A 14387-nucleotide genomic window follows, 5' to 3' on the forward strand; every position below is an offset into this window, starting at 1 on the left:
CGCCGAAGGCGAGAGGGTCCGAAATCACTCGCCGGAGCCTAGCGGAGTTCCCGCCGCGGTCACGACCTCCCGCCACGTGATCTCCGCGACGCCTGGGCACGAGAACCCGACCGGCGGCACGATGGTGTGATGGCGTCCACGCAGCAGACGGTCATGGTCGACGGACATCGCCTCCGTCTGAGCAATCTCGACAAGGTGCTGTTCCCTGCGTCCGGGACCACCAAGGGTGAGGTGCTGCACTACCTGACCCAGGTGGCGCCCGTGCTGCTCCCGCACGCCGCCAACCGCCCCGCCACGCGCAAGCGCTGGCCCGACGGAACGGGCGGGCAGATGTTCTTCCAGAAGAACCTCGACGCCTCCACCCCCGACTGGGTCAAGCGACGGTCGATCCAGCACAAGACGTCCGCCAACGACTACGTGCTGGTCAACGACCTCGCGACCCTGACATGGCTCGGCCAGACCGCGACCCTCGAACTGCACACCCCGCAGTGGCAGTTCGGCCGCACCGGCACCCGTCTCGACCCCGACCGCCTGGTGCTCGACCTGGACCCCGGACCGGGAGCGGGCCTCGCCGAGTGCGCGCAGGTGGCCCGCTGGGCCCGCGAGATCCTGCAGGGCATGGGTCTCGAGCCGTATCCCGTCACATCCGGCTCCAAGGGCATCCACCTGTACGCGGCGCTCGGCAAGGCCCAGGACACCCGCCTCGACTCCGACGCCGTCTCCGCCGTCGCCCACGAGCTCGCGCGCTACCTCGAGTCCGAGCACCCGGACCTCGTCGTCAGCGACATGAGCAAGAGCCTGCGCACGGGCAAGGTGCTCGTGGACTGGTCCCAGAACAACGGCAGCAAGACCACCATCGCCCCCTACTCCCTGCGCGGCCTCGACCAGCCCTGGGTCGCCGCTCCCCGAACCTGGGAGGAGCTCGACGACCCGGACCTCGCCCAGCTCACGCCCGACGAGGTCGTCGCACGCGTCGAGGCCGACGGCGACCTCCTCGCCCCGCTGCTGGAAGGTCACCTCTCCGCGCTCGAGCCGACACCGGAACGCCTGGCCACCTTCGAGAAGCTCGAGACCTACCGGGCCAAGCGCGACCCCGCCAGGACCCCCGAACCGTTCGGCCCCGACAGCGACGCCGCCCGGGCCGACGGCGCTCCCACCTTCGTGATCCAGGAGCACCACGCCCGCCGCCTCCACTGGGACTTCCGCCTGGAGCACGACGGCGTGCTCGTCAGCTGGGCGCTCCCCCGCGGCGAACCGACCGACCCCGCCAAGAACCACCTGGCCGTCCAGACCGAGGACCACCCGCTGGAGTACGGCTCCTTCGAGGGGTCCATCCCGAGCGGTGAGTACGGAGCCGGCGAGGTGACCATCTGGGACTCCGGCACCTACGACCTGGAGAAGTGGCGCGACGACGAGGTGATCGTCACCCTCCGCTCCGCCGAGCGCGGTTCCCGGCGGCTCGCCCTGATCCGCACGGGCGGCCGGGACGGTGACGCGGAGAACAACTGGCTGATCCACCTGACGAAGTCCCAACCAGGCTCCCCCAGATCGTTGAGTGCTGGGCCTTCGCCCTCCCCCGCCGGCCGGACGGGGCGAAGATCCAGCACTCAACCGAGCAAGCGCGAGAGTGCGCACCGGCCCATGCTTGCCACCAGCGCGGCACCCGGAGAGCTCGTCCAGCCCGACGACTGGATGTTCGAGATGAAGTGGGACGGGTTCCGCGCGCTCGCCCACGTCGCGGACCCCGACACGGTGCGCCTGGTCAGCCGCTCCGGCCAGGACCTCACCGTCACCTTCCCCGAGCTCGCGGCGCTCGCGGGCCAGGTCGACCCGGCCCGGCTGCCCGTGGTGCTCGACGGCGAGATCGTCGCCCTCGACCGCGACGGCCGGCCCGACTTCCGCCGCCTCCAGCAGCGGGCCAACCTCCGCAAGGAACGCGACGTCGCACGCGCGCGAGCCCGCGTGCAGGTGGACCTCATGCTCTTCGACGTGCTGGAGGCCGACGGCGACGACGTCACCGGCCGCCCCTGGACCGAACGGCGGGAGATCCTGGAGTCCCTCGTCACGCCACGGGCCCCCGTCCATCTCCCACCCGCGTTCGACGGCGACCTCGACGCCGCCATGCGCACCTCACGCACCCTGCGGCTCGAGGGCGTGGTCGCCAAGCGCCGCACGTCCACCTACGCCCAGCGGCGCTCCCGCGAATGGCTCAAGGTCAAGCACAGCGCGATGCAGGAGGTGGTGATCGTGGGCTGGCGCCCCGGCCGGTCGAACGCCGCGGTCATGGGCTCCCTGCTCATGGCCGTACCCGACGGCGAGCAGGGTGACGGGCTGCGCTACGTCGGACGGGTCGGCACGGGCTTCACCGAGCGTGAGCGCAGGGAGGTCACGGACCGGCTGCGGGGCATGGAGCGCAAGACCCCCGGCCTGTCCGGCGTGCCGGCCGAGGACGCGTCGGACGCCCGCTGGGTGACGGCCCGGCTGGTGGGCGAGGTGACGTACGCGGACTGGGCCGAGGGCAGCGGCAGCGCCTCGGGCGAGCGGCGGATGCGCCACTCCGTGTGGCGCGGCTGGCGCCCGGACAAGGCGCCCGAGGACGTCGAGGTCGAGGCGCCCGGTCAGGGATGACGCAGTCGGCTCCCGGGAAGCGGTCGCGTCCCGGGCGGCAGCCGCTTGGCACACTTTTACGGCAATACTCCCCATTCGCGGGCCGTCGTCGTACCGTGTTCTGCGACGGACGGAGGACAGAGATGTTCAGACACCCCCAGCGTCTGGCCGCCCCGACGGCCATCCTTGCCGCGCTCACGCTCGCGGCCGTCCCGGCGACAGCAGTCGCCGCACCCGGAGCGACCCCCAGCAGCTCCCCCGCGCAGCCGCTCGTCAACGCCCTGCGCGATCCCTTTCCCCAGATCGATCTGCCGGACCGGATCGAGCTGCCCGACGGCTTCCAGCCCGAGGGCATCACCACCGCCGGCCCGTTCGCCTGGTTCGGCTCGCTGGCCGACGGCGACATCTACCGCGCCGACCTCGTCACCGGCGAGGGCGAGGTGATCAGCCAGGGGCCGGGGACGCCGTCGGTGGGGCTCACCGTGGACGCCCACGGCCGGCTGTTCGTCGCGGGCGGCACCGCCGGCGACGCCCGCGTCGTCGACGGGCGCACCGGGAAGGTCCTCGCGACCTACGACCTCGGCGGCGGCTTCGTCAACGACGTGGTCGTGACGGACCGCTACGCCTACCTCACCGACTCCGAGCGTCCCGTGGTCCACCGGATCCACCTGGGTCCGGGCGGCGCGCTCACCGACACCTTCGACGAGCTGCCCCTGCACGGCGACTGGGAACAGGTCGAGGGGTTCAACGCCAACGGCATCACGACGGCGCCCGACGGCAGATCCCTGCTCGTCGTGAACTCGACGACCGGCGGGCTCTTCCGTGTGCACCCGGGCGACGGGCATGCCCACCGGGTCGATCTCGGCGACGACCTGCTGGCCAACGGCGACGGGATGCTCAGGACCGGCCGCACCCTCTATGTCGCGCAGAACACCCGCAACGAGGTGGCGACGGTGCGGCTCGACCGGTCGGCGACGGAGGGCCGGGTGGCGCAGACCCGGACCAGCGACGACTTCGACACGCCCACCACGATCGCGCGCTTCGCCGGGGCGCTGTACCTGCCGAACGCCCGGTTCACCACGCCGCCGGAGGACGACACCGAGTACTGGGTCACGCGCCTGCCCCTGCACTGAGTCCGCCGGCCCGTCCGGCGGGCGCGGAATACCGACGTCCGCCGGACGGGTTGTGGCAGGCATGCGAGCCATCACCTACTCGAAGTTCGGCAGTGCGGACGTCCTCGAGCTCACCGAGCAGCCGGACCCGCACATCGGCCCCGACACCCTGCTGGTCCGGGTCCGGGCGGCCTCGGTCAATCCGGTCGACTGGAAGATCCGCCAGGGCTACCTGGAGGGCCTGATCGACACGGAGCTCCCGGCGATCCCGGGCTGGGACGTCGCGGGAGTCGTCGAGCAGGTCGGGCTGGACACCCCGGAGTTCCAGGTCGGCGACGAGGTGTACGGGTACGTGCGCAAGGACACGGTGCGCGGCGGTACCTTCGCCGAGCTCGTCGCGGCGCCCGTGCGCACCCTGGCCCACAAGCCGAGGTCCCTCAGCTTCGAGGAGGCGGCGGCGGTGCCCCTCGCCGGCCTCACCGCCTACCAGGCGATCCAGCGCGCCGCGGTGACGGAGGGCCAGACCGTGCTGGTGCACGCGGCGGCCGGCGGCGTCGGCGCGTTCGGCGTCCAGCTCGCCAAGGCACTGGGTGCCCGCGTCATCGGCACCGCGAGCGAGGGCAACCACGAGTTCCTGCGCGCGCTCGGGGCCGAGCCGGTGACCTACGGCGACGGGCTGGCCGACCGGGTCCGCGCGCTCGCGCCCGAAGGCGTCGACGTCGCCCTCGACTTCGCCGGCGGCGACAGCGTCGCCACCAGCGCCCAGGTCCTGGCCGACGGCGGAACCATCGCCTCGATCGCCGACCCCACCGCACGCACCGAGCACGGCGGGCACTACGTCTGGGTGCGCCCGTCCACGGCGGACCTCGACGCGCTCACCGCGCTCTTCGACGACGGCACGCTGTCGGTCGAGATCGCTCAGGTCTTCGACCTGGCCGACGCCGCACAAGCGCACCGGGCCAACGAGACGGGCCACACCCGCGGCAAGGTGGTCGTGCGCGTCTGACGGGTGCCGCACCGTGCGGCACCGCACTGTGTGGTCGGTAGAACGTCAGGTGATCGGCCGCTCGGGCTGCCGATCACCTGACGTTCTGCCGACCACGCGGTGCCTTGCGCTTCAGCCGTAGACCGGCGGGTAGGCGACCGTGCCGCGCAGGCCCGGGTCCTGCGGGTCGTAGGCCGGCAGCAGGTAGACCTGGGCCGCCTCGGCCGGGGCCCACTCCGGCAGATGCATCTCGATCCCGTGGTCGCGCGCCGGGAGAAAGCCGAGCGCGCCGTAGTGCGCCGGGCTGCCCTCCAGCACCACCAGCGGCTCGCCGGCCACCTCGGCACCCGCGAGCGCCGCCCGCACCAGGGCGGCGCCGATCCCCCTGCGCTGGTGCCCGGGGCTGACGGCGAGCGGGGTGAGCATCGCCGCCGTGCGCTCGCCCGCCTCGCCGGTCAGCGTGCAGCCGTCGATCATGACGCAGCCGACCAGCTCCTCGGCCAGTCCCTCGCCCCGCACCGCGACCAGCGACGTCGCCGGGCGGTGGATCCACGACGTGCGGATCCGGTCCACGCCGTCGGCGACCTCGTCGTCGCCGAACGCCGCGACCAGCACCCGCCGTACGGCGGCGAAGTCCTCCGGCCGTTCGGGCCGGATCCGCCAGTCGCTCATGCGTCGGTCGCCGGCGCGGCCTGCTGCTCGACCTCCTCCTGCGAGCGGAGGATGCAGAACTCGTTCCCCTCGGGGTCGGCGAGCACCACCCAGCCGGTACCGGGGCCGTACTTCCCGCGGTGGTCGGCCACGACCGTGGCGCCGTGCGCGATCACGCGCTCGATCTCGGTGTCCCGCAGGTCCGCGCGCGGGCGCAGGTCGAGGTGCAGCCGGTTCTTCACCGACTTGGCCTCGGGCACCTCGATGAACAGGACGGTCATGCCCTTGCCCGCGGGGTCGACGAGCAGGCACTCGTCGTGGCCGGGCAGGTTCGGGTCGCCGGGCTCGTCGACGTAGCCGAGCACCGGCTTCCACCACTCCGAGAGCGAGTAGGCGTCGGAGCAGTCGATGGTCAGGTGGGAGATGAAGGAAACCATCGGAAAACCCTGACATGACAGAACCCCGCACCCAAGGGTTTTGGCGGCGCCGCCCCGAGTGGTCGGTAGAACGTCAGGTGATCGGTAACCCGGGTTGCCGATCACCTGACGTTCTACCGACCACCCGCGCTACCTGCCCGGAGCGGCGGTGGCAGGAGGAGGCGTCTCGGGGTCAGGTCCGCGCGCGCCTCGTCCGGCACGTGGCGCAGCACCCGGGCGAGCGCCGGACCCGCACCGTCCGACGACGTCACGCGTACCACCGCCCAGCGTTCCTCCCGGAGGTGGTCCTCGCGACGCTTCTCGTCGAACAGCGCACGGCCGGCGTCGTACCGCGGTCCCAGCGCCCCCGGGACGTACTTGACGCGCCCGTCGAACTCGGCGAGCAGCCGGAACTGCTCCCAACCGAGGTCGGCCCGGAACTCGCCGTGCGGCGTGCGCACCCGTAGCTGTGTGGCCGGTCGGGGCAGACCGGCCCGCAGCACCAGGTAGCGCAACCAGGTCTCCCAGGCCGATTCCGCCCCCGGGTCCGCCAGGTCGAGGACCAGGAGCGCCCGACGGCGGCCGCGCACGTCCCGCATCCCCGTGACGATCTCACGCACGGCCTCGAGGTCGACGCCCAGGGCGAGCGCGTGGTCCGCGATGACGAGCGCGAGCAACGGGTGCAGCGAGACGCAGCAGTCCGCGACGGTGCGGCCGAGGGTGGTCACCGGCACGCCGCCGAGGGTGGTCCGTTCGTGATCGGCCAGCGCTAGACGGTGCCGGGCGACATCACGGGCGGACGCCGACGACGCCCGGTACGCCTGGATGACGTGGACGCGCTCGGGCTGCTGCCACAGGCGCAGCCCGTGCACCAGGGCCGCCGACTCGTGACTCACCACGGCGTGGCGAACCTGAGAGCTCACGGCGACGACTCGTGCGACCGCCCGGTCCCTGGCGTCCTGGTACCGGTCACCGGTCGTGCCCCGGCGAGCGCGATAAGCCCCTCGGCGAACTCTCTCCAACCTCTGGTCCCGCACGGCACGGCGCAGCGCCTCGCGATCGTGCTCGCGGGCCAGGACGATCTCTGCTTCGTTCATCCCACGAGGTTCGCTCAGCCTCCCCTCCCGGATGACGGTCCACCGGGCGCACTGTGCACAACCCTGCGAGACCAGCGCGTGTGGTCGCGCTCTCTGCCCGGCCACCACACGAACCGGTGGTCGGTAGAACGTCAGGTGATCGGTAACCCGAGTTGCCGATCACCTGACGTTCTACCGACCACGCCCGGCGGGCCCAGCCCTCAGCCCGGGGACGAGCGCCCGTGCCGCCAGTAGCCCACGAAGTCCACGTGCGTCTTGGGCACCCCGCACTCGTTCACCAGGTACCGGCGCGCGCCGGTGGCCAGCGACGACTCACCGACCGTGAACGCGTACACCTCGGTGCCGAGGCCGGCGAGCTCAAGGCCCCGCAGCTCGGCGAGCGCGGCCTGGCCCGGTACGGCGTGCGGGTCGGCGTCGGACCGGACCACCCACCGCAGCTCGACGCCGGACGGCGCCCGGATCTCCTGTCTGTCCCCTGCCGTGGGCACCTCGACGACGGCGATCCCACGGGCGTCCGCGGGGAGGGACTCGCAGATGCCCGCGACGGCAGGCAGCCCGGACTCGTCGGCCACCAGGAGCGTCCAGTCGTGCTCATGGCGCTCGTCGTAGGAGATGCCCTGGTCGAGGATGCCGACCCGTAGCCCCGGCTCGGCGGCCCGGGCGAAGCCCGCACCCGGGCCGTGCCCGGCCGTGACGCCGGCTCCCTCGTCGGTGCCGCCGTGGAGCACGAAGTCGACGTCGATCTCGGTCAGGTCGGGCCGTGCCGCGCGGACGGTGTAGTTGCGCACCCAGGGCCGTCGGGCCTTCGGGGTGGTGAGGTACTCCGCGTACCAGAGCCCTGACGTACGCTTCGGCAGGCGCAGCATGTCCTGGCCGGCACGCGGCAGGAAGAGGCGGAACCACTGGTCGTAGCCGGCCGGCGTGAGCCGCGCGAGCTCGTCGCCGCCGAGCGTCACGCGCATCATGTTCGGTGTGACCCGCTTGGTGTTGACGACCTCGGCCATCACGACGTGCGGATCGACCGCCTTGCGCCCCTTGTGTGCCATGTACTGAGGTTAGGCACACCTAAGTCGGCTTGACCAGGGCCTGGTCCGGATCCACCCCGCGCGCGTTACGGATTCCCACCAGGGAGAGCAGCCCGCCGACCACGAGCAGGGCGGCGGTGACGACGAGCGCACGGTGGAACGACGCGACGTCGAGCACGCCGCCGGTGATGATGCCGGCGAACGCCACGGTCACCAGGCCGGCCACCCGCGAGATGGCGTTGTTCACCGCGGAGCCGATGCCCGCGTCGTGGGTCGGGACGGCGCCGAGGATGGCCGCCGTCAGCGGCGCCACGGTGATCGAGAGGCCCAGCCCGAACACGAGCTGGCCGGGCAGCACCTGGGTGGGGTAGAACGCGGTCTCGTCCATCATGAGCATCAGCAGGAACCCGACCGCCGCGACGAACGGGCCCAGGCTCATGAACAGCCGCGGGCCGTACCGGCCGGCGAGCGTCCCGAACCAGGCCGACAGCAGGATCATCGCGAACGTGGTCGGCAGCTGCGCCACCCCGGACCACGTGGCGGAGTACCCGGCGACCTGCTGCAGGAACAGCGTGAGGACGAAGCCGCCCAGGGAGAGCGCTCCGTAGATCGCGAAGGTGGCGAGGTTGCCCCACGCGAAGTTGCGCGCACCGAACAGCCGCAGCGGCAGCATCGGGTCGGCGGCCCGCCGCTGGTGGAGCACGAAGGCGACCAGCATCGCGGCGCCCACGAGCACGGACCCGAGGATGGCCGGTGACGTCCACCCGAGCCGCTCCCCCTCGATGAGCCCGAACACCACGCCCGCGAGCCCGAACGCGGCCAGCGCCGCACCCAGGACGTCGATCCGCCGCCCCGGCTCGCCCTCCGCCGCGGGCACCCCACGCAGCAGCCAGAGCGTCAGTGCGATGACGGGCACGTTGATCCAGAACACCCAGCGCCAGGACGCGAAGTCGACCAGCATGCCGCCGACGAACGGGCCGACGATCATCGCGGCGGTGGTCCACGACGTCCACCGGCCGATCGCGCGGGCCTGCGCCTCTCCGCCGAAGGTCGCGACGATCAGGGCGAGCGAGCTCGGCACCAGCAGGGCGCCCGCCACGCCCTGGAGAGCGCGCGCGATGACGAGCACCGGACCGGTAGGCGCGAGCGCGCAGAGCACCGAGGCGACCCCGAAGCCGACGAGCCCGGCGGCCAGCACCCGGCGTCTGCCGTAGACGTCGGACACCGACCCGGCCACCAGCATCAGCGCGCCGAGCGTGACCAGGTACGCGTCGACCACCCACTGCTGCAGGGCCAGCCCCTCGACCCCCGGCCCCCCGAGCTCCCGCGCGATGGCGGGCAGCGCCACGCTCACGACCGTGCCGTCGAGGAACGACACGAACGAGCCGAGGATGGCGACGAGGAGCACCCGTCTCTGCAGCGTGGTCACGGGCACACGTTATGCCCACCCACCGACACCCGCCCCGGCGCGGTCCGGCGCTTCGCTCTGGCCCGAAGGTCGGGCACGATCAGCTCATGGACCTGACCATCCGGGACGCGTCCCCGGACGACGCCGCGGCCTGCGCCGAGATCTACGGCCACTACGTGCGCCACACGCACGTCAGCTTCGAGACGGAGCCGCCGAGCACCGAGGAGATGGCGCGTCGCATCGCGAGCTGCACGGCCCGGCACGCGTGGCTCGTCGCGCAGGACGCCGCAGGGCGGCACGTGGTGGGCTTCGCCTACGGCGCGCCGTACTCGCCGCGCGAGGCCTACCGCTGGTCGGTCGAGACCAGTGTCTACTTGGAGGCCGGCCGGCGTCGGACCGGCGCGGGGCGGGCACTGTACGAGGCGCTCCTCGAACGGCTGGCCGAGCGCGGCTACCGCCGTGCCGTGGCCGGCCTGGCCCTCCCGAACGAGGCAAGCCTCGGCCTGCACGCCGCCCTGGGCTTCGAGATGGTGGGCACGCTCCGCGCCATCGGCTGGAAGCACGGCCGGTGGCACGACGTCGCCCGGCTGCAGAAGGACCTCGCGCCCCGTCTCGACGGCGCACCGCCGGCGGGCGAGACCTCCTGAGCCGGCCGGGCTCCCTCGAACTACCTGCTCAGTCCACCGCCGTCAAGCCCGCGCTGCGATCATCGCGCGCCGCCGGTTCACGGCAGGATCCGTCCATGGACAGCATCGTCCGCGTCGCGACACCAGACGACGCCGCAGCCTGCGCCGCGATCTACGCCCCTTTCGTCGCCGACTCGGCGGCGACCTTCGAGACGAGCCCGCCGGACGCCCGCGCGATGACGCGCCGCATCGAGCGGTTCTTCGGCCGCGAGACGTGGCTGGTGCTCGAGACGGAGGGCGCCGTCAACGGCTTCGCCTACGCCAAGCCGTTCGCGGACCGCCCCACGTTCCGCTGGACGCTCGAGACCAACGTGTACGTCGCGGCCGACCATCAGCGGCGCGGCGGCGGCCGGGCCCTCTACGACACCCTCTTGACCCGGCTCGCACACCGCGGGTACCACCGCGCCGTCGCGAGCATCGTGCTGCCGAACGACCCGGCCATCGCGCTGCACGAGGCAGCGGGCTTCCACCGGGCGGGCACCTTCGAGAAGATCGGCTGGAAGCTGGGCCAGTGGCACGACGCCGTGCTCTTCCAGCGTGACCTCGTCTCGGACGACGGGATCACCCCGGGTGACCGCACTGCCGACGCCCAGCTGCCCGGCCTGCTCACTCCCGAGCCGCTCGAGGTCACGCGCACCCCGCTGCTGCGGCCTCACCCCGCCGAGGAGCTGGTCGCCTACTTCGGCGACTGAGCGCCCGCACGGCCCGCCGGACCCCGTCTAAGGTCGGCAGCATGAGTATTACCGTGCGCCCCGTCGAGTACGCCGACCAGCCGGACTACACCCGCCTCGGCGGCGAGGCCTTCGGCACGCCGGAAGGCGGTCGCGCAGTACCGACCCGCGAGGAGTGGGCAGCCGCAGGCTTCCGCGAGTGGGCGGCGTTCGACGACGACGGCATGGCCGCCCGCCTGCGGGTGTACGGGTTCACGTCATGGTTCCACGGGGCACGGGTGCCGACGGCGGGGGTCGCCGGGGTCGCCGTCGAGCCGGAACGTCGCGGCTCCGGCCACCTCACGCGGCTCTTCGCGGCTGCCCTCGACGAGGCGCGCGAGCGCGGCGACGTGGTCTCCACGCTCTACCCGAGCGCGCCGGGCATCTACCGCGGGCTCGGCTACGAGGTGATCGGCTCGTTCGACGACGTCGACGTCCCGCTGCCGGAGCTGGCCCGGGTGGCGGCGCCCGGCGGCGTGGTCACGCGGCGGGCGGGAGTCGCGGACTTCGACGCGATCACCGCGGTCCACCGCACCTGGGCCGCCGCGCAGAACGGCCCTGTCTCACGGGCGGAGAAGCCGTTCTGGACCCCGCCCGAGAAGTTCTTCGCCGACTACACGGGCGTCACGCTCGCCGTCGACGGCGCGGGCGACGTGGTCGGCTTCGCGAGCTGGATCCGGGGCGAGGGGTTCACGCCGTCCAGCGCCGTCATGGAGGTCGACGACCTCATCGCCCTGACGCCCGACGCGGCGAGGGCCCTGTGGCGCACGATCGGCAGCTTCTCGACGGTGGTGGGCACGGCGCGGGTGTCGACGTCGGGCCTCGATCCCGCATGGCTGGTGCTGCCCAACCTGACCACGACGGTCCACTCGGCCCACCCGTACATGCTGCGGGTGCTGGACGTGGCCGGCGCGCTGGGCGGCGTGCGCTCGCCGCTCGAGGGTGCGCGGGTCCCGTTCGCGGTCCGCGGCGCCCAGGACCTCGCGGGCGCCTGGACCCTGACCGTGTCCGACGGCGTCACCCGCCTCGAGCGCGACACCGTCGCCCTCGAGGACGCGCACCACGAGCGTCCGGTACTGAGCCCGAACGGGCTGGCGCTGCTCTACGCGGGGGCGCAGCCGGCGGGCAACCTGCGGTTCGCGGGCCACCTGACCGGCGACGCCGCCCACGACGACGTCCTGACCGCCCTGTTCGCGTCCCGCCCCGTCCACGTCCGCGACTACTTCTAACCCGCAGCCCCGTTGAGCACAGCATCCGCTGCCGACGCCACGGACGTCGTGGCAGCAGCTGCTGTGCTCAACCCCGTCGGTGCGTTTCCGGCGCGCGGACCACGCGCACATACTGGGCGGGTGGATATTCCGGTTGCCTGGTCCGTCGTCCTTGTTCTCACCGGCGCGTGGAACCTGCTCATCTGGCCGCGGTTCTGGCAGCGCATCGCCGCCGACCCCCGGTCCCGCGACGCGGACGGCCGGGCGACGAGGTTCCTCACGGTGCACACCGTGCTGATCGCAGTCTCGCTCACCCTGGCGCTGGCCGTCGGCGTGCTGGGCGTGCTGACGCTGCTCTGACCCGGGCCGCCGGGTGATCCCGGCACCCGTCCGTTGCGACCATACCTGGAGGTAGGTATGGTGCGGTCATGAGCACGAGCACAGCGCGCGACCGCCTGGTGGGCGCCGCCCAGGAGCTCTTCGCGGCCCAGGGCGTCGGGCCGACGAGCCCGCGGGCGGTCATGGCGGCGTCCGGCGTCGGGCAGGGCAGCCTCTACCACCACTTCCCCACCAAGCACGATCTCGCCGCCGCCGCGGTGGGCGCCACCGTGGACCAGGCGCTCGCCCTGGCGATGCGCACGCTGGACAGCGACTCCCCCGCGATCGAGCGCCTGGTCGCCTACCTCGAGCGGCCACGTGACGGGCTGGCGGGCTGCAAGATCGGCCGCCTCACCGCCGACCAGGCGGTGATGGACGACGAGGGCCTGCACGACGTGCTCGACGCCTACTTCGTGCGGCTGCTCCGCGTCGTCACCGGCATCTTCCGGGAGACGGGCCTGCCAGACGACGTCGCAGGCGACCGCGCGCACGCCGCCCTCGCCATCATCCAGGGCGGGTACGTCCTGGCCCGCGCCACGCAGAACCCGGACGCGCTGGCAGCCGCCGTGCGCGGCTTCGTCGGCCTGCTGACCCAGAAGGAACCCACATGACCTTCCGCGAGCGCCTCCGCGCGCTGCCCACCTTCGCTCGGCCGGGCCTCCCGGCCCTCGACACGGACGCCGTGCCGGCCACACCGCACGAGCTGTTCGTGGCCTGGACGGACGACGCGATCGAGGCGGGCCTGCTCGCCGCACACGCGGCGACGCTCTCGACCGCCGACGCCGCGGGGCACGTCCACGCCCGCACCCTTCTCCTCAAGGACGTGACGGCGGACGGCTGGTGGTTCGCGTCGCAGTCCACGAGCCCGAAGGGGCGGGACCTGGCGGCCAACCCGCACGCCGCCCTGACGTTCTTCTGGCCGGAGCTGGGCCGCCAGGTCAAGGTCACGGGCAGTGCCGCGCCGGCGGGGGCGGAGGCGAGCCGTGCGGACTTCCTCGCCCGGCCGGACGCCTCCCGTGCCGCCGGTCTGGTCAACCACCAGAGCGAACCGCTGGCGTCCCTGCGGGAGTACGACCAGGCGTTCGCCGAGGCCCTGCGCGTCGTCAGTGCCGACCCGGAGCTGGCTGCCCCGGACTGGACCGCGTACGTGCTCACGCCCACCGAGGTCGAGTTCTGGCAGGCACCGGATGACGGCCCGAACACCCGTCTGCTCTACCGCGCGGACGCCACCGGCTGGTCCACCGGCCTGCTCTGGCCCTGACCGACGATTTTCCCGACCGCCTGCTACGACGGAGAGACACCGATGACCACGAGCACGAGCACCGACCTGATCTCCCACGCCCTGGCCGACTCGACGGCGGGGATCGACGCGCTGCTGGCCGCCGTCCGGCACCTGACGGACGAGGACCTCGCCGGGCCGTCGCCCCTGGCGGGCTGGAGCCGCGGGCACGTCCTGTCCCACGTCGCGGGGATCGGCGGGGCGATGGTGCGCCAGGCGCGGGCCGCCGAACGCGGCGAGGTGGTACCCGTCTACGCGAGCCAGGAGGCGCGCGATGCCGGGATCGAGGCGGGCGCCGGACGTTCGGTCGCGGAGCACGTGGCGGTCCTCGAACGCCTCCGTGCCGACGTCGCGCAGGCCTGGCCCGAGCCCGGGTCCCCGCTCTGGGACGCACCGAGCGGGTATCGCGGCGGACCGCTGTCCGGCTGCCTGCTCGCGTGGTGGCGCGAGGTTCGGATCCACGGCGTGGACGCGCTGGCGGGCACCGCGCAGGCGGTGGGGTACGAGACCTGGGACGACGCGCTGTGCGCCCACCTGCGGGAGTTCCTGGCGGTCCGGCTGCCCGACGGCGTCTCGGTCGCCGACATCGACGGCGATCCCCGGGACGTCACGGCGTGGCTCGCCGGACGTGTCCCGGCGACGCCCCTGCCGGGTGACCTGCCGGAGCTCGGCCCCTGGCCGTCCGCCGTGCCGGCGCGGTAAGCCGTGCCGGCGCGGTAAGCCGTGCCGGCGCGGTAAGCCGTGCCGCCGCGGTAAGCCGTGCGGAACGAGCGTGAGGGAGGTCACGGACCGGAGCACGTGATTCGTGCCACAGCGCTCGTTCCG

The 14387-nt window shown here is 73.0% G+C and carries 15 protein-coding genes; 10 read left to right on the forward strand and 5 right to left on the reverse strand.

Features of this window, described 5'->3' with window-relative positions:
* Nucleotides 1–129: 129 nt before the first annotated feature.
* The 3 genes from ACYVK7_RS05995 to ACYVK7_RS06005 all read left to right on the forward strand — a co-directional run bounded on the left by ACYVK7_RS05995 (nucleotide 130) and on the right by ACYVK7_RS06005 (nucleotide 4725).
* Nucleotides 130–2628 (forward strand): ATP-dependent DNA ligase, encoded by a 2499-nt coding sequence (locus ACYVK7_RS05995; protein ID WP_460886768.1) that lies wholly within the window; start codon nucleotides 130–132, stop codon nucleotides 2626–2628.
* A gap of 122 nt (nucleotides 2629–2750) precedes the next feature.
* Entirely contained in the window at nucleotides 2751–3740 is a 990-nt protein-coding gene (locus ACYVK7_RS06000) for an SMP-30/gluconolactonase/LRE family protein (protein ID WP_460886769.1), read from the forward strand.
* Nucleotides 3741–3801: 61 nt separating this feature from the next.
* Entirely contained in the window at nucleotides 3802–4725 is a 924-nt protein-coding gene (locus ACYVK7_RS06005; RefSeq protein WP_460886770.1) for an NADP-dependent oxidoreductase, read from the forward strand.
* Between the two features lie 111 nt (nucleotides 4726–4836).
* On the opposite strand, the gene ACYVK7_RS06010 is transcribed toward ACYVK7_RS06005, so the two are convergent.
* The 5 genes from ACYVK7_RS06010 to ACYVK7_RS06030 form a co-directional block, all read right to left on the reverse strand.
* Nucleotides 4837–5376 (reverse strand): GNAT family N-acetyltransferase, encoded by a 540-nt coding sequence (locus ACYVK7_RS06010; RefSeq protein ID WP_460886771.1) that lies wholly within the window; start codon nucleotides 5374–5376, stop codon nucleotides 4837–4839.
* Nucleotides 5373–5792 carry a VOC family protein gene (locus ACYVK7_RS06015; RefSeq protein WP_460886772.1) on the reverse strand — a complete coding sequence of 140 codons (420 nt, stop codon included), beginning with the start codon at nucleotides 5790–5792 and terminating at the stop codon, nucleotides 5373–5375. Before ACYVK7_RS06015 ends, ACYVK7_RS06010 begins: the two co-directional genes overlap by 4 nt.
* Nucleotides 5793–5905: 113 nt before the next feature.
* Nucleotides 5906–6868 carry a hypothetical protein gene (locus ACYVK7_RS06020; protein ID WP_460886773.1) on the reverse strand — a complete coding sequence of 321 codons (963 nt, stop codon included), beginning with the start codon at nucleotides 6866–6868 and terminating at the stop codon, nucleotides 5906–5908.
* Between the two features lie 200 nt (nucleotides 6869–7068).
* The gene (locus ACYVK7_RS06025) at nucleotides 7069–7914 is read right to left on the reverse strand and encodes a siderophore-interacting protein (RefSeq protein ID WP_460886774.1); all 846 of its coding nucleotides are present in this window, start codon (nucleotides 7912–7914) and stop codon (nucleotides 7069–7071) included.
* 19 nt (nucleotides 7915–7933) lie between these two features.
* Nucleotides 7934–9322, reverse strand: a complete 1389-nt coding sequence (locus tag ACYVK7_RS06030; RefSeq protein ID WP_460886775.1) for an MFS transporter — start codon at nucleotides 9320–9322, stop codon at nucleotides 7934–7936.
* 86 nt (nucleotides 9323–9408) lie between these two features.
* On the opposite strand from ACYVK7_RS06030, the gene ACYVK7_RS06035 reads away from it, so the two are divergent.
* The 7 genes from ACYVK7_RS06035 to ACYVK7_RS06065 all read left to right on the forward strand — a co-directional run bounded on the left by ACYVK7_RS06035 (nucleotide 9409) and on the right by ACYVK7_RS06065 (nucleotide 14264).
* On the forward strand, nucleotides 9409–9948 hold the full coding sequence (locus tag ACYVK7_RS06035; RefSeq protein ID WP_460886776.1) for a GNAT family N-acetyltransferase: 540 nt from the start codon (nucleotides 9409–9411) through the stop codon (nucleotides 9946–9948).
* A gap of 95 nt (nucleotides 9949–10043) precedes the next feature.
* Nucleotides 10044–10679: a GNAT family N-acetyltransferase gene (locus ACYVK7_RS06040; RefSeq protein ID WP_460886777.1), complete on the forward strand. Its 636-nt coding sequence runs from the start codon at nucleotides 10044–10046 to the stop codon at nucleotides 10677–10679.
* Between the two features lie 41 nt (nucleotides 10680–10720).
* Nucleotides 10721–11926, forward strand: a complete 1206-nt coding sequence (locus ACYVK7_RS06045; RefSeq protein WP_460886778.1) for a GNAT family N-acetyltransferase — start codon at nucleotides 10721–10723, stop codon at nucleotides 11924–11926.
* A gap of 120 nt (nucleotides 11927–12046) precedes the next feature.
* Nucleotides 12047–12265 carry an SCO4848 family membrane protein gene (locus ACYVK7_RS06050; RefSeq protein WP_460886779.1) on the forward strand — a complete coding sequence of 73 codons (219 nt, stop codon included), beginning with the start codon at nucleotides 12047–12049 and terminating at the stop codon, nucleotides 12263–12265.
* A 68-nt stretch (nucleotides 12266–12333) separates the two neighbouring features.
* The gene (locus ACYVK7_RS06055; protein WP_460886780.1) at nucleotides 12334–12894 is read left to right on the forward strand and encodes a TetR/AcrR family transcriptional regulator; all 561 of its coding nucleotides are present in this window, start codon (nucleotides 12334–12336) and stop codon (nucleotides 12892–12894) included.
* On the forward strand, nucleotides 12891–13544 hold the full coding sequence (locus ACYVK7_RS06060; protein WP_460886781.1) for a pyridoxine/pyridoxamine 5'-phosphate oxidase: 654 nt from the start codon (nucleotides 12891–12893) through the stop codon (nucleotides 13542–13544). The genes ACYVK7_RS06055 and ACYVK7_RS06060 overlap by 4 nt, the downstream gene beginning before the upstream one ends.
* 42 nt (nucleotides 13545–13586) lie before the next feature.
* Nucleotides 13587–14264 carry a maleylpyruvate isomerase family mycothiol-dependent enzyme gene (locus ACYVK7_RS06065; protein ID WP_460886782.1) on the forward strand — a complete coding sequence of 226 codons (678 nt, stop codon included), beginning with the start codon at nucleotides 13587–13589 and terminating at the stop codon, nucleotides 14262–14264.
* Nucleotides 14265–14387 lie beyond the last annotated feature (123 nt).

Source organism: Promicromonospora xylanilytica, from assembly GCF_054782895.1.

Bases quoted from the DNA above. Each gene is read 5' to 3' on its own strand.
- ACYVK7_RS06005 (WP_460886770.1), top strand. From the start codon at position 3,802: ATGCGAGCCATCACCTACTCGAAGTTCGGCAGTGCGGACGTCCTCGAG.
- ACYVK7_RS06060 (WP_460886781.1), top strand. From the start codon at position 12,891: ATGACCTTCCGCGAGCGCCTCCGCGCGCTGCCCACCTTCGCTCGGCCG.
- ACYVK7_RS06000 (WP_460886769.1), top strand. From the start codon at position 2,751: ATGTTCAGACACCCCCAGCGTCTGGCCGCCCCGACGGCCATCCTTGCC.
- ACYVK7_RS06065 (WP_460886782.1), top strand. From the start codon at position 13,587: ATGACCACGAGCACGAGCACCGACCTGATCTCCCACGCCCTGGCCGAC.
- ACYVK7_RS06035 (WP_460886776.1), top strand. From the start codon at position 9,409: ATGGACCTGACCATCCGGGACGCGTCCCCGGACGACGCCGCGGCCTGC.
- ACYVK7_RS06040 (WP_460886777.1), top strand. From the start codon at position 10,044: ATGGACAGCATCGTCCGCGTCGCGACACCAGACGACGCCGCAGCCTGC.
- ACYVK7_RS06025 (WP_460886774.1), bottom strand. From the start codon at position 7,914: ATGGCACACAAGGGGCGCAAGGCGGTCGATCCGCACGTCGTGATGGCC.
- ACYVK7_RS06015 (WP_460886772.1), bottom strand. From the start codon at position 5,792: ATGGTTTCCTTCATCTCCCACCTGACCATCGACTGCTCCGACGCCTAC.
- ACYVK7_RS05995 (WP_460886768.1), top strand. From the start codon at position 130: ATGGCGTCCACGCAGCAGACGGTCATGGTCGACGGACATCGCCTCCGT.
- ACYVK7_RS06010 (WP_460886771.1), bottom strand. From the start codon at position 5,376: ATGAGCGACTGGCGGATCCGGCCCGAACGGCCGGAGGACTTCGCCGCC.
- ACYVK7_RS06055 (WP_460886780.1), top strand. From the start codon at position 12,334: ATGAGCACGAGCACAGCGCGCGACCGCCTGGTGGGCGCCGCCCAGGAG.
- ACYVK7_RS06045 (WP_460886778.1), top strand. From the start codon at position 10,721: ATGAGTATTACCGTGCGCCCCGTCGAGTACGCCGACCAGCCGGACTAC.
- ACYVK7_RS06020 (WP_460886773.1), bottom strand. From the start codon at position 6,868: ATGAACGAAGCAGAGATCGTCCTGGCCCGCGAGCACGATCGCGAGGCG.